The organism is Streptomyces viridifaciens (assembly GCF_001888885.2).
Lineage (GTDB): Bacteria > Actinomycetota > Actinomycetes > Streptomycetales > Streptomycetaceae > Kitasatospora > Kitasatospora aureofaciens.
On sequence record NZ_CP090841.1, the window covers coordinates 4,796,240 to 4,809,935 of the forward strand.

Annotated in this window: 10 protein-coding genes; 7 read left to right on the plus strand and 3 right to left on the minus strand. The window is 74.0% G+C overall.

Translation table 11 applies throughout. From position 1 onward, the window contains the following. The first annotated feature begins 115 nt into the window (after positions 1-115). Positions 116-1,357 carry a low temperature requirement protein A gene (locus tag BOQ63_RS28665; protein ID WP_223886060.1) on the plus strand — a complete coding sequence of 414 codons (1,242 nt, stop codon included), beginning with the start codon at positions 116-118 and terminating at the stop codon, positions 1,355-1,357. Here BOQ63_RS28665 and BOQ63_RS28670 read toward each other — a convergent pair. Next, positions 1,345-2,358, minus strand: coding sequence for a LysR family transcriptional regulator (locus BOQ63_RS28670; RefSeq protein ID WP_030290049.1), 1,014 nt, complete (start codon positions 2,356-2,358; stop codon positions 1,345-1,347). The two genes, BOQ63_RS28665 and BOQ63_RS28670, sit on opposite strands and share 13 nt — an antisense overlap. Positions 2,359-2,674: 316 nt before the next feature. On the opposite strand from BOQ63_RS28670, the gene BOQ63_RS28675 reads away from it, so the two are divergent. The 4 genes from BOQ63_RS28675 (at position 2,675) to BOQ63_RS28690 (ending at position 7,369) form a co-directional block, all read left to right on the plus strand. Further along, the gene (locus BOQ63_RS28675) at positions 2,675-3,325 is read left to right on the plus strand and encodes a snapalysin family zinc-dependent metalloprotease (protein WP_030290048.1); all 651 of its coding nucleotides are present in this window, start codon (positions 2,675-2,677) and stop codon (positions 3,323-3,325) included. 331 nt (positions 3,326-3,656) lie between these two features. Beyond that, entirely contained in the window at positions 3,657-4,286 is a 630-nt protein-coding gene (snpA, locus tag BOQ63_RS28680; protein WP_030290046.1) for a snapalysin, read from the plus strand. A gap of 169 nt (positions 4,287-4,455) precedes the next feature. Then, entirely contained in the window at positions 4,456-5,115 is a 660-nt protein-coding gene (locus tag BOQ63_RS28685; protein ID WP_030290045.1) for a pentapeptide repeat-containing protein, read from the plus strand. A gap of 193 nt (positions 5,116-5,308) precedes the next feature. After that, positions 5,309-7,369: a phosphocholine-specific phospholipase C gene (locus tag BOQ63_RS28690; RefSeq protein WP_030290044.1), complete on the plus strand. Its 2,061-nt coding sequence runs from the start codon at positions 5,309-5,311 to the stop codon at positions 7,367-7,369. A gap of 24 nt (positions 7,370-7,393) precedes the next feature. On the opposite strand, the gene BOQ63_RS28695 is transcribed toward BOQ63_RS28690, so the two are convergent. Continuing rightward, complete coding sequence (locus tag BOQ63_RS28695) at positions 7,394-8,173, minus strand: phosphoribosyl-dephospho-CoA transferase MdcG domain-containing protein (RefSeq protein ID WP_191093597.1); 780 nt, start codon at positions 8,171-8,173, stop codon at positions 7,394-7,396. A 226-nt stretch (positions 8,174-8,399) separates the two neighbouring features. Between BOQ63_RS28695 and BOQ63_RS28700 the strand changes: the two genes are divergently transcribed. Then, positions 8,400-8,615 (plus strand): hypothetical protein, encoded by a 216-nt coding sequence (locus BOQ63_RS28700; RefSeq protein WP_030290042.1) that lies wholly within the window; start codon positions 8,400-8,402, stop codon positions 8,613-8,615. 14 nt (positions 8,616-8,629) lie between these two features. Here BOQ63_RS28700 and BOQ63_RS28705 read toward each other — a convergent pair whose 3' ends face one another. Beyond that, positions 8,630-11,857 (minus strand): S41 family peptidase, encoded by a 3,228-nt coding sequence (locus tag BOQ63_RS28705; protein WP_030290041.1) that lies wholly within the window; start codon positions 11,855-11,857, stop codon positions 8,630-8,632. Positions 11,858-12,057: 200 nt separating this feature from the next. On the opposite strand from BOQ63_RS28705, the gene BOQ63_RS28710 reads away from it, so the two are divergent. After that, complete coding sequence (locus BOQ63_RS28710) at positions 12,058-13,683, plus strand: chitinase (protein ID WP_072655190.1); 1,626 nt, start codon at positions 12,058-12,060, stop codon at positions 13,681-13,683. Positions 13,684-13,696 lie beyond the last annotated feature (13 nt).

The following is a 13,696-nucleotide window of genomic DNA, read 5'->3' on the forward strand; positions in this document are numbered from 1 at the left end:
GTCGCGCCGGTGCGTGCGCCCGGGCCGGGCCGCTGCCAGGATGCGGGACGGCGACCCCTCTCCGGGCCGCGCCGCCCCGCCCCCGCCCTCCCCTCCCCCCCCCGGAGCAGCACCGATGACCAGCGATCCCGCCGCGGCGGCGGCACCCCGAGCGCAGTACGTCGACCCGCCCCCGGTGCGCCGGATGGTCCCGCGCGACCGCGACGAGCCGCACCGGGTCGCCACCCCGCTGGAACTCTTCTTCGACCTCTGCTTCGTGGTCGCGGTCGGCCAGGCCGGCCGCGAACTCGCCCACTCCCTCGCGGCCGGGCACTACGGCGAGGGTCTGCGCGGCTACGCGCTCGCCTTCTTCGCCATCTGGTGGGCGTGGATGAACTTCACCTGGTTCGCCTCCGCCTACGACTGCGACGACGCGCCGTACCGGATCACCACGCTGGTGCAGATCGCCGGCGTGCTGATCCTCGCCGCCGGGGTGCCGAGGCTGTTCGCCACCCAGGACCTGGCGCTGGCGATCACCGGGTACGTGGTGATGCGGCTGGCGATGGTCACCCAGTGGTTGCGCGCGGCGGCCGCCGAGCAGGGCGAGGCGCGCCGGGTCGCGCTGCGCTACGCGGTGGGGATCACGATCTGCCAGGTCGGCTGGGTGGTCGTGCTGCTGCTGCCGGACGCCGCCCGCCCAGTGGTCGTCCCGATCGGCGTGCTGTGCGAGCTGGCCGTGCCGGTGGTCGCCGAACTGCGGATGCAGACCGCCTGGCACCCGCACCACATCGCCGAGCGGTACGGGCTGTTCACCCTGATCGTGCTCGGCGAGACGGTGGCCGCCGCGACGGTCGCGGTGCAGTCGGCGGTGGACGGGCACGAGGAGCCGGGCCGGCTGGTGCCGGTGGCGGCCGGCGGACTGCTGATCTGCTTCGCGGCCTGGTGGATCTACTTCGCCCGGCCCGTCCACGAGCACCTGCGCTCCAACCGGCAGGCCTTCGCCTGGGGCTACGGGCACTACCTGGTGTTCGGCTCGGCGGCGGCGATCGGCACCGGGCTGGAGGTGGCGGTGGAGTCGGCCGTGCACAAGGCGGAGATCTCCGCGACGGCCGCCACCGCGACGGTCACCGTGCCGACCGCGGTCTACCTGTTCACCGTCTGGTACCTGCACTCCCGGCACACCAAGCGCGGCCCGGTCGCCCAGTCGGTGGCGCCGACCGGGGCGGTGCTGGTGCTGGCCTGCACCGCGCTGGGCGGATCCGGGGTGCCGGCGGCGGGCCTGGTCTGCGCGCTGATGGTCGCGGTGGGGGTGCTGATCCACGGCCGGGAGAGCCGGGCGGTCCGGGAGGGCCGCGGCGCGGGGGCTCAGAAGGCCTGAACCCGCTCCAGCAGCACCGGTTCGTGCCGCGCCAGCCAGGCCAGGTAGGCCGGGTTGACCTTGGCCAGATCCAGGTAGGCGGCGCGCAGTTCGCCGTACAGCGCGTCCAGGGCGGGCTGGCTGAGCACCCGGGGGCGCCAGGTGAACAGCAGCCGGACGGCCAGCGGGTCCCCGTGCACCGGGCGGACCACGGTGCCGGGCCCGGGCAGCGAGGTCGGCTGGCAGGGGCGGACGGCCTCGCCGGAGGCGACCAGCTCGGCGGCGGTGGCGTTGTCCCGCACCTGCACCACCCGGGGGTTGAGCCCGGCCTCGCTGAACACCCGGCGCATCGCGGCGTACTCGTGGTCGGCGGTCGGGTCGACCATCCAGGTGTCCTCGGCGAGGTCGGACAGGTGGACGACCGGGCGGGCGGCGGCCGGGTGCCCGGCGGCCAGCGCGACGAACTGCGGCTCACGGGCCATCAGCACCCGGTGCTCGGCGTCCGGCGGCACGCGCAGCGGGAAGCCCTCGCACTCGTACACGAAGGCCACGTCCAGCTGGTCGGCGGCGACCATCCGCAGCAGCGCGCTGGCGGAGACGTCGACGTGGATGGTGGTGTCGGTGTCCGGCAGCCGCTCGTGCACCCGGCGCAGCCAGGCGGCCACCGCCCGGCTGCCGACGCTGCCTATCCGCAGCCGGCGCTGGCGGCCGGGTCCGGTGGTGTCCCGGGCCTCCTGGCGGGCGGCGGCCACCAGGGCGGCCATCTCGGTGATCACCGGCCGGGCCCGGGACAGCACGGAGTGGCCGAGCGCGGTGGGCCGGCTGCCGGTCTGCTCGCGGGTGAACAGGGTTCCGCCGATGGCCCGTTCGATGCGGTGCAGCTGGGTGGTGAGGGAGGGCTGGGTCATGCCGAGTTGGAGCGCGGCCTTGCGGAGGCTGCCGGTGTCGGCGATCGCGCACAGCACCCGCAGGTGTCTCACGTCCAGCTCCACGACGGGAGCATAGACGTCGGCGCACCGCATCGCCAAGGACATGACAGGAGATCGCGGGCGCGCCGACGGCCCGCCCGGGCCTTTATATGGGCGGTCGTGCGGGCGGTCGCGTCTCCGCGCGGGCGGTCGTGCGGGGGGCCGGGTCTCCGCGCGGCCGACGGACCGCCGCCGTATGCGGCCGGGCTATCGCCGGTTGACATCATCCGCCACGGGCCCGGGCGGGTCGAAGCTCAGGGGCACCACACCGCCCCGGCCTGGCCGGGGCGGCCCCCACCGCGCGCCACTGCCGACGGATCCGGCCCCCACCGGCCCGGGCGGCGGGCGCACCGCGAATCGGAGCCCCCACATGAAGCGATCCGTGCTGTCCGCGACCCTGGGCCTGGGTCTCGCCGCCGCCCTCGTGACCCTGCCCGCCACCGCCGTCGCCGCGCCCGCGGCCCCGGCGGTGCAGACCCACACCGCCCGGGCCCACTCCGGCTCGACGCACGCCGGTCCGCAGGAGGAGGCCGCGGACAACCAGGCCTTCTTCCGGGCCGTGATGGCCTCGGCCAGGGCCAGGCAGGCCGCCGAGCCCTGGCTGCAGACCGTCACCGTCACCTACGACACCACCAACGCGCCCTCCTTCACCGGCGACATCGCCAACGCCGCGCAGATCTGGAACAGCTCGGTGCACAACGTCCAGCTCCAGGAGACCAGCGGCACCGGCGACTTCTCGTACACCGAGGGCGACGGCAGCGGCTCGTACGCCAGCACCGACGGACACGGACACGGCTACATCTTCATCGACCACCAGCAGGCCCAGGAGTACTACTCGCTCCGGATCGTCGCCCACGAGACCGGCCACGTGCTCGGCCTGCCCGACGACTACTCCGGCCCGTGCAGCGAACTGATGTCGGGCCACGGCCCCGGCCCGTCCTGCACCAACGCGCACCCCGACGCCAACGAGAGCGCCCAGGTCGACGCGCTCTGGGTGAACGGCGTGGCGGCGGCCAACTGACCTGCCTCCTGGGCGAATCGGGTGCGGCGGCCCGCCCGGCCGGAAACGGGCGGGTCGCCGCATGGGTACTTCCCCGACCGGGAGCCTAGCCGCCCCCGGAACGGAATACCAGGGGCATGGTCGAGTCAAGACGAGTAAAAGACGGCTCAAATCCGGAGTGTTCCGGGGCATTGCACCGGGCTATCGCGGGTTGACATCATCCGCACCGCCGCCGGGCTGCCCGAAGCTCTGGGGACACCCGGTCACCAGGTGTCCCCCCAAGGCCGACCCCAAGCGGCCGTGGCACCGGGGACCGGACCCCCACCTCCAGGACCCCTTCAGGAGCCCCCACATGAAGCGATCCGTGCTGTCCGCAACCCTCGGCCTCGCCCTCGCGGCCGGCCTCGCCGTGCTGCCCACCACCGCGGCCGCCGCCCCGGCGGCCCCGACCGCAGCGGCCGTGCAGGGCTACACCGCCTCGACGTACGCCGGTTCGGCCCAGGAGGCCGCGGACAACCAGGCGTTCTTCCAGGCCGTGATGGCCTCGGCCAAGGCCAAGCAGGCGGCCAACCCGGGCCTGGCCACCGTCGTGGTCACCTACGACGCCAGCTCCGCCCCGTCCTTCCGCACCCAGATCGCCAACGCCGCCCAGATCTGGAACAGTTCGGTCAGCAACGTCCAGCTGCGGGCCGGCTCGGCCGCCGACTTCCGCTACTACGAGGGCAACGACAGCCGCGGCTCGTACGCCAGCACCGACGGGCACGGGCGCGGCTACGTCTTCCTCGACTACCAGCAGAACCGGCAGTACAACTCGGTCCGGGTGACGGCCCACGAGACCGGGCACGTGCTCGGTCTCCCGGACCACTACTCCGGTCCGTGCAGCGAGCTGATGTCGGGCGGCGGCCCCGGCACGTCCTGCACCAACCCGTACCCGAACGCCACCGAGCGCAGCCGGGTCAACTCCCTCTGGGCGCGCGGCTGACGCCGCCACCGCCGAACGCCCCGGCCCGGCCGCGTCCGCAGCGGCCGGGCCGGGGCGTGCCGGGCCGGGGCCCTGTCGGTGGCGCGTGCGAGCATGCGGACGAGACCCGTTCGCCCTGACCCGCTCGCTCCCGACCCGTTCGCCCCCTGCCCCGTGAGGTGCCGCCGTCATGCCCCGTTCCTTCCCCGAGCAGCTCGCCGACCTCCCGTACGCCGAGCTGCTGCGCCCCCACGCAGGTCCGCTGCGCAGCGACGCCCGGTACGACACCACGCACTTCGACGGCGGCGGGCACACCGACGAGTCGGCCGCCGGCGCCGTCTTCCTGGAGTGCGCCTTCACCGGGGTCTCGCTCAGCGGCGTCAAGTTGCGCCAGGCCCGGTTCAACGAGGTCTGGGTGCAGGCCGGGCGGTGGGTGGCCTGCGACCTGAGCGACACCGAGTGGCAGGACAGCGCCTTCCTCGGCGGCGTGCTGGCCGGGGTCGCCGGGTACGGCTCCGCGCTGCGCCGGGTGGTGTTCCGCGGCTGCAAGCTGGAGGCCGTCAACCTGCGGGCGGCCGTGCTGCGGGACGTCGTGTTCGAGGACTGCCTGCTGCGCGACGTGGACTTCGGCGAGGCCAAGCTGACCGGGGTGTCCTTCCCCGGCTCGACGTTGGAGGAGGTCCGGCTGCGCGGGGCCGTGCTGAGCGGGACGGACCTGCGCGGAGCCGCCCGGCTCGGCCTCGCGGACGGCCACCAGGGCCTGCGCGGAGCCGTCATCAGTTCGACCCAACTGCTGGAGCTGGCACCGCAGTTCGCCCATGCGCTGGGAATCGAGGTCAAGGACCGCTGACCCTGCACCGTCCCTCCCCGGCGGATCCGTCGGGCGTTCAGCCCCGCGTCGCTCGGTGACACCCGGCCGAACAGTCCGACAACCCTGCTGCACGCATCTGGTGGCCCGCTCCGGCCGAGGTGGAGACTGCTCCGCGATCGATGAGCCCCGACTTGTGTACACAACATCGCCAGCGAAGGGACGGACCGGGCTGATGGCCGAGTTGAGTCGTAGGAAGTTCGTCACGCTGTCCGGAGCGGCTGCGGCCGGTCTCGCGGCGGCCGGCACCGGCGCCGCGGGGACCGCGGCCGCCGCGACGGCCTCCACCACCACGCTCAGCACCACCGGCACCATCACCGACGTGCAGCACGTGGTGATCCTGATGCAGGAGAACCGCAGCTTCGACCACTACTTCGGCACCCTCAAGGGCGTGCGCGGCTTCGCCGACAAGGCCACCATCCAGCTCTCCGGCGGCTACAGCGTCTTCAACCAGCCGAACGGCCTGTTCGCCCGGCAGTACCCGTGGGCCTTCAACCCCTCGGGCGCCGGCGGCTCCCCGGAGACCCAGGCGCAGTGCAACGGCGACCTCTCGCACGCCTGGTCCGACCAGCACAAGGCCTGGAACGGCGGCAAGATGGACTCCTGGGTGTCCGCCAAGGGCACCGTCCGCACCCTCGGCTACCTGCAGCGCGGCGACATCCCGTTCCACTACGCGCTGGCCGACAACTGGACCGTCTGCGACGCCTACCACTGCTCGGTGCTGAGCGCGACCGGCCCCAACCGCACCTACCACTGGTCGGGCTGGATCGACCCCAGCGGCACCGCCGGGGGCCCCGCCTACGACGGCGGATCCGAGTCCAACCTGCGCTGGCAGACCTACGCCGAGGCGCTGGAGAAGGCCGGCGTCAGCTGGAAGGTCTACCAGAACGCCAACGACAACTTCGGCGACAACGCCCTCGCCTACTTCAGCCAGTTCACCGGCGCCGCGGCCGGCAGCCCGCTCGCCGTCAAGGGCATGGGCTCCGTCCCCGCCGTCACCGGCCGGACCCCGGACGACATCGCCGCCGCGATCAGGGCCGACGTGCTGAACGGCACCCTGCCGCAGGTCTCCTGGATCGTCGCCGACCAGCAGTCCTCGGAGCACCCCTACGCCACCCCGCAGGACGGCGCGCACTTCGTCCACCTGGTGATGGACGCCCTGAACGCGGACCCCGACGTGTTCAACTCCAGCGTCCTGCTGATCAACTACGACGAGAACGACGGCTTCTTCGACCACGTCCCGCCGCCGGCCGCGCCCGCCGGCACCGCGGACGAGTTCTACAACTCCACCAACATCGGCCTCGGCTTCCGCGTCCCGCTGATCGCCGTCTCCCCGTGGAGCCGCGGCGGCTGGGTCAACTCCGAGACCTTCGACCACACCTCGGTGCTGCGCTTCCTGGAGGTGTGGACGGCCGCCATCGGCAAGCCGGCCACCAGCCCCAACATCAGCGCCTGGCGCCGCCAGGTCTGCGGCGACCTCACCTCGGTCTTCGACTTCGCCAACCCGGTGTACGGCATGCCCGCGCTGCCCGACACCTCCCGGACCATCGGCCTGTCCACCTGCGGCCCGCTGCCCAACCCCTCGCCGAGCAACAACGCGCTGCCCGCGCAGGAGCCCGGCACCCGGCCGGCCCGCGCCCTGCCGTACCAGCCCAACGCCAACCTGGACCACTGGGACACCAACGCCAGCGGCGTCATGCACGTGTGGCTGAAGATGTCCAACGACGGCGCCGCCCGGCCCGCGCACTTCGCCGCCTACGCCAACGCCTACCGCAGCGGCGGCCCCTGGCAGTACACCGTCGCCTCCGGCAGCCCGGCCACCGACTTCTTCAACTGCGGCACCAACGGCTTCGGCAACGGCAAGTACGACCTCACCGTGGTCGGTCCCAACCGCTTCCTGCGCCGCTTCACCGGCGACCTCACCCAGCCGGGCAGGAACGCCGCCGTCACCGCCTCCTACGCGGTCGAGCCGGGCAGCGGCAAGCTGGCGGTCTACTTCCGGATGGCCAACTCCGGCAGCACCCCGATGACCTTCACCATCACCTCCGGCAACTACCGGACGGACGGCCCCTGGACGTACCAGGTGCCGGCCGGCGGCAGCACCAGCGACTTCTTCAACGCGGTCGCGTACAACAACGGCTGGTACGACTTCACTGTCACGGTGGACGCCGACAGCAGCTGGACCCAGCGCTTCACCGGCCACCTGGAGACGGGCGCGCCCAGCGTCAGCGGCTGAGCCCGACCACCCCGACCACCCCGGTCAGCCGTACGGGCCCCGCGGGAACCACGGATCGTGGACCTCGCGGGGCCCGTACGGCGTCAGCAGGGTGAAGGTGTGCACGCCCGCCGCGTACTCGGCCAGCTGGACCACGCCGTAGCGGGTCTCCAGCTCGGCCTGCACCGGTACCGGCAGCTTGCTCAGCGCCCGGCGCAGCTGCAGTGCGTCGCGTCGGCTGATCGGGTGCGGGGCCCGCAGCACCAGCCGCAGTGGGCTGAGCGGCCCGGCGACCGGGACGCCGGTGCCCAGTTCGTAGCCGACCGCGCCGATCGGGCCCCAGGCGAGGCGGTGGTCCGCGACCAGCCGGCCGGCCTCCGGGAGCAGGGCCAGCGCCGGTATGTCGGTGATCCGCTCGGGGGCGAGCCGTGCCCGCCGTTCGGCCAGCCGCTCGGGCCGCAGGGTGCGGGCCACCGCCGCCCAGGGGGCCAGGGCGTCCAGCCGCTGGCCGGGTCGCGGGCCGCGTACGGTCACCGGCAGCCAGTGCTCGGGTGCGGCCTCCGGGTCCCGGGTGCAGTGCCGCGGCCGCGGAACGTCCACCGGGGTGCCGACCACGGCGGGCGCGCGGCCGACGGTCACCCACGGGTGCGCCCGCAGGACCGTGCGGGCCCAGTCCGGCAGCCCGCCGCCGGTCAGCGGGTGCAGCGAGCTGGGGCACTGCAGCAGCAGCAGGTCGTGGACGCCGGGCAGCCGCCCGTCCAGCGCGGCCAGCGGGCCGACCCGCCGGCGCGGCCCGTTGTGCAGTTCCTCGGCCGAGTTCCTCACACCGCCCACCTTCCGCCTGTCGGGCGCCCCCGACCACGGCCCTTCGACGCGTTCCCCGCACCGCCCACCCTCCGCCCGCCGGGCGCCTCCGGCTACGGCCCTTCGGCGCCTTCCGCCGGGACCAAAGGCTCAAGGTGCAGCCGTGTACGGCCGGTGTGAGAGTGGGGGCAGCCCGGAATTCCGTCGGTTCGTCCGCAAGAGCGTTCCGTTCGTACAAGGAGGAGTCATGGGAATCTTGGACAGGTTGTTCCACCGGCCGCCGCAGCCCGGGAGTGCGGGGGAGGGCCCGGCCCAGCGCGCCGCCCTCGCCCACGACGAGGCGGCCGACGCGTTCGGTGACGACGTCGAGCGCTCCCGGGAGACCGAGGAGAGGCGCGCCCAGGAGGAGGCCGACCGGCGCGCGGCAGAGAACATGACCGCCGAGGGAGACCCCTGGGACTGAGCCCGTCCCGTACGTCACCCGGACCGCGGCGGCAGCGGCGGGCGCCGCAGGTCCGGCCGGGGCGTGGACTCCGGCGGGGGCGCCGCCGCGGGCATGTCCTCCAGCAGCTCCAGGGCCAGCTGGACGGCGGTGACCAGTTCCGGATGGCGCCCCCGCGCCCAGTCCCGCGGGGTGCGCAGCACGTGCACGTCGGGCTCGACGCCCCGGTTCTCCACCGACCAGCCGAGCCCGCCGCTGAACCAGGAGGCGTTCTTCGGCACCGAGATCTGGGTGCCGTCGCCCAGGGCGTGCCGTCCGGTCATCCCGACCACCCCGCCCCAGGTGCGGTTGCCGATCACCGGGCCGAGCCCGAGCAGCTTGATCGCCGCGATGATCACGTCCCCGTCCGAACTGGTGGCCTCGTCGGCGAGCGCCACCAGAGGGCCGCGCAGCGCGTGCCGGGGCCAGCGGACGGGCTCGCGGTCACGGGTGAAGTCCCAGGCGAGAACGTGCCGGGTGAGCTTCTCCAGGACCAGTTCGGAGACGTTGCCGCCGGCGTTGCCGCGTACGTCCAGCACCAGCGCGGGCTTGTCGAGCTCGCGCCGCAGGTCCCGGTTGAACTGCGCCCAGCCGGAGCCGCCGAGGTCCGGGATGTGCAGGTAGCCGCACCGGCCGTCGCTCAGCTCGCGCACCAGGGAGCGGCGCTTGGCGACCCAGTGCTGGTAGCGGACGGCCCGCTCGTCGGTCAGCGGGGTGACGGTGATCCGCCGCACCGGGCCGTCCGGGCCGCTGCGCAGGGCCAGTTCGACGGTGGTGCCGCCGGTGCCGGCCAGCAGCGGCAGCGGTCCGCGCACCGGGTCCACCGGGCGACCGCCCACCTCCAGCAGCTCGTCGCCGTCCCGGACGCCCTGGGCGGCGAGGGGGGCGCGGGCGCGCGGGTCGGAGGACTCGCCGGGCAGCACCCGGTCGACCAGCCAGCGGCCGTCGGGGGAGCGGTGGGCGTTGGCGGCGAGCAGCCCGAGCGGCTGCTGCGCGAGGGTGGGGCCCTCGGCGCGCCGGGAGGGGGTGACGTAGGCGTGCGAGGTGCCGAGTTCGCCGAGGAGTTCGCGCAGCAGGTCGGCGAAGTCGTCGGGTGAGCAGATGCGTTCCAGCAGCGGCTCGTACTGGGCGACCAGTGCGGGCCAGTCCAGGCCGGACATCCGCTCGTCCCAGAACTGGTCCCGGACGATCCGGGCCGCCTCGTGGTACGCCTGGCGCCACTCGGCGGCCGGGTGCACGGTGTGGGTGATCCGGCGCAGGTCGACGCCGGTTCCGGCGGAGGGGGCGCCGACCGGGATCACCCGCAGCGTCCCGGCCGAGTAGACCGCGATCGAGCCGCCGTCCCCGGAGACCGCGTAGCCGTCCAGCTTGTCCACCAGCGTGGTGCGGCTGCCCCGGGCCAGGTCGAAGTACTCCAGCGAGGGGCGGCCGGAGGTGTCCTCGGGGCTGGCGAAGGTCTGCCCGAGGGTGCCGGAGATCGGCCAGCGCAGCCAGAGCAGTCCGCCGCGCACCGCGTCGGTGGCCGAGTACTTGGAGGCGATCACCGGGAACTGCAGCAGCCGGTCGCCGATGCCCTGGGGGTCGACCCGGACGGTGCCGTCGCCGCCGCCGTCCCCGCGCGGGGCACCGTCCTCGGCGGGCGCGGAGAACGGGGAGGGCGTGTCGGCGGTGAGCGGCACGAGGTACGGGCGGCAGCCGACCGGGAAGGAGAGGTCGCCGGTGTGCACGTCGTGGACCGGGTCGAAACCGCGCCAGGACAGGAAGGCCAGGTAGCGGCCGTCCCGGGTGAACACCGGCTGCTCGTCCTCGAAGCGGCCGTCGGTGATGTCGGTGATCGGGGCGGACGCGTCGGTGCGGGTGAGTCGGATCCGGCGCAGCGAGCGGCCGGCGGCCGGCTGGGACCAGGCGATCCAGTGCGAGTCGGGGGAGAACCGGGCGCTGGTGACCGGCCCGTAGCCGGAGGCGGCGAGCTCGCGGACCTCGCCGTCGGCGGCGGAGACCAGCAGCAGCCGCCCGTCCGAGGCGGTGACGGCGAGCTGGGCGCCGTCGGGGGAGGCGGTGAGCTCCAGGACCCGGCCGAGCTTCCCGGCGGCGAGCACCCGGTGGTGGTGCCGGGCCCCGCTGGTGAGCTCGGCGGGGACGTCGTGCCCCGGCAGCGGCATCACCTCGACGGCGTCGGCGCCCAGGGCGTCGGTGATCCAGGCAGCCTCGCCGGTGTGCCCGAGCACCACCGGCAGCCGGGTCCGCACCCCGGGGGTGTCGGCGAGCGCGCGGGCCGGGCCGTCCTTGTGGGTGAGCCAGTACTGGCTGCCGCGCACGGTGACGACCCCGGCCCGGCCGGTCCGGTCGCAGGCGAGGTCCCTGACCTGGGAGGCGGCACTGACCTGGTACGGGCGGCGGCCGGCCCGGGCGCCGCCGAGCGGGACGTGCAGCCGGCGCGGGGCGGGGGCGTCCAGTCCGTCGAGCAGCCAGAGGTCGCCGGCGTGCTGGTAGACGATCCGGGTGCCGTCGGTGGCGGCCTCGCGGGCGTAGTAGGAGGCGTGGTCGGTGTGCCGGCGCAGGTCGGTGCCGTCGGGGCGGCAGGAGTAGAGGTTGCCGATGCCCTCGTGGTCGGAGAGGAAGGCGATCCGGTCGCCGACCGGCATGGGGGAGGCGAGGTGCCCGGTGTGCTCGGGCAGGATCAGTTCGCCGTCCGCCCAGAGCCGGCCGATCGCGCCGCCGCGGTAGCGCTTCCAGGCGGCGGGTTCGTGCGGGGCGGAGCCGGTGAGCAGGACGGTCCGCTCCCGGCTCATCTGGGCGTCGCCGACCGGCCCCCAGGGCATCCGGCGGCCGGGGGAGCCGTCGACGGGCAGGGCGTGCGCCCAGGTGTAGTGGCCGAAGGGCTCGTGGAAGGAGGTGACGGCCAGCACCTCGCCGTCCGGTAGCCAGCCGCGCACCCGGGTGTCCTGGTTGCCCCAGTAGCTGAGCCGCTGGGCCTCGCCGCCCTCGACCGGGGCGGTCCACACCTCGGGGGTCAGGCCGAGCCAGCTGGTCCAGGCGAGGGTGGTGCCGTCCGGGGAGAACCGGGGGTTGCTGACCCGGGTGCGGTCGCAGCCCACCCGCCAGGCGCGGCCCGTGGCGGCGCCGTCGGCGTCCAGCGGGGCGAGCCAGACGTCGTCCTCGGCGGTGAAGGTGAGCAGGCCGCCGTGCAGGTGGGGGTGGCGGAGGTAGCCGGGCGAAGTCACCCCTCCATCCTTCGACGGGGTGTCACCCCCGGCAACCGGAGGAGCCGGGAACCGGTCTGGACCATTGACAGTGCGCGGGCGGATCCACTTCAGTGGTCTAGTCCAACTTGGGTGCCAGGCCGGGCCGTTCCCCCCACTGGCGCGTGCTCCGGCGTGCCCTCGGACGTCCCCCACGACCGCGCCACCGCAGGAGCACCCGCATGCGCAATCCCACCGTGCACGGACACCGCCGTGCCGCGCTCGCCGCCGGCACCGCATCCGCCGCCGCCGCCACCCTGGTCGGCGTCACCCTGGGCCTGGCGCCCGCCGCCTCGGCCGGGGAGTTCCTGGTCAACGGCGGCTTCGAGTCCGGCTCGCTCGGCCCCTGGAGCTGCTCCGGCGGCTCCGGCAGCGTCGTCACCGGCCCGGTGCACGGCGGCAGCCACGCGCTCGCCGCCGCGGCCACCGCGGGCGACACCGCGCAGTGCGCCCAGACCGTCACCGTCGCGCCCGGCACCACCTACACGCTGAGCGCCTGGGTCAACGGCTCGTACGTCTACCTGGGCGTCGACGGCGGCGGCCCCAGCACCTGGACACCCGGCACCGGCGGCGCGTACCAGAAGCTCAGCGTCAGCTTCACCACCGGCGCCACCCAGACCAGCGCGACCGTCTACACCCACGGCTGGTACGGGCAGGGCACCTACTACGCGGACGACGTCTCGCTGGACGGCCCGGGCGCCCCCAGCCCGACCCCGACCCCGACCGGCACGCCCACGCCCACGCCGACACCCACGGGCACGCCCACCGGCACCCCGACGGGGACCCCCTCCGGCAGCCACACCCTCGTCGGCTACCTCCACGCCAGCTTCGCCAACGGCGCCGGCTACACCCGGATGGCCGACGTCCCCAACTCCTGGGACATCATCGACCTCTCCTTCGGCGAGCCCACCTCCCCGACCTCCGGCGACATCCGCTTCAACCGCTGCTCGGCCACCGACTGCCCGACCGTCGAGTCCGACGCCGACTTCAAGGCCGCCATCGCCGCCAGGCGCGCCCGGGGCAAGAAGGTGCTGATCTCGATCGGCGGCCAGAACGGCCAGGTCCAGCTGACCACCGCCGCCGCCCGGGACACCTTCGTGAGCTCGGTCTCGGCGATCATCGACAAGTGGGGCCTGGACGGCCTGGACATCGACTTCGAGGGACACTCGCTGTCCCTCGACACCGGCGACACCGACTTCAAGAACCCGAAGAGCGCGGTCGTCGTCAACCTGATCTCGGCGCTGAAGACCCTCAAGGCCAAGTACGGGCCCGGCTTCGTGCTGACCATGGCGCCGGAGACCTTCTTCGTCCAACTCGGCTACCAGTACTACGGATCCGGCCCGTGGGGCGGTCAGGACCCGCGCGCCGGGGCGTACCTGCCGGTCATCCACGCGCTGCGCGACGACCTCACCCTGCTGCACGTCCAGGACTACAACTCCGGCTCCGTCATGGGCCTGGACAACCAGTACCACTCGATGGGCGGCGCCGACTTCCACGTCGCGATGACCGACCTGCTGCTCAAGGGCTTCCCGGTCGCGGGCAACACCAACAACGTGTTCCCGCCGCTGCCCGCCTCCAAGGTCGCCATCGGCATGCCGGCCACCACCAACGCGGGCAACGGCTACGTCGCCCCGGCCGAGGTGGACAAGGCGCTGGACTGCCTCACCAAACTGACCAACTGCGGGGCGTACGTGCCGCGTTCGGGTGCCCAGCCGAACCTGGCCGGGCTGATGGCCTGGTCGATCAACTGGGACCAGTTCGGCGGGCGGGAGTTCTCCAAGAACTTCGACGGCTACTTCGGCCGCTGACCCGACGTCGGGG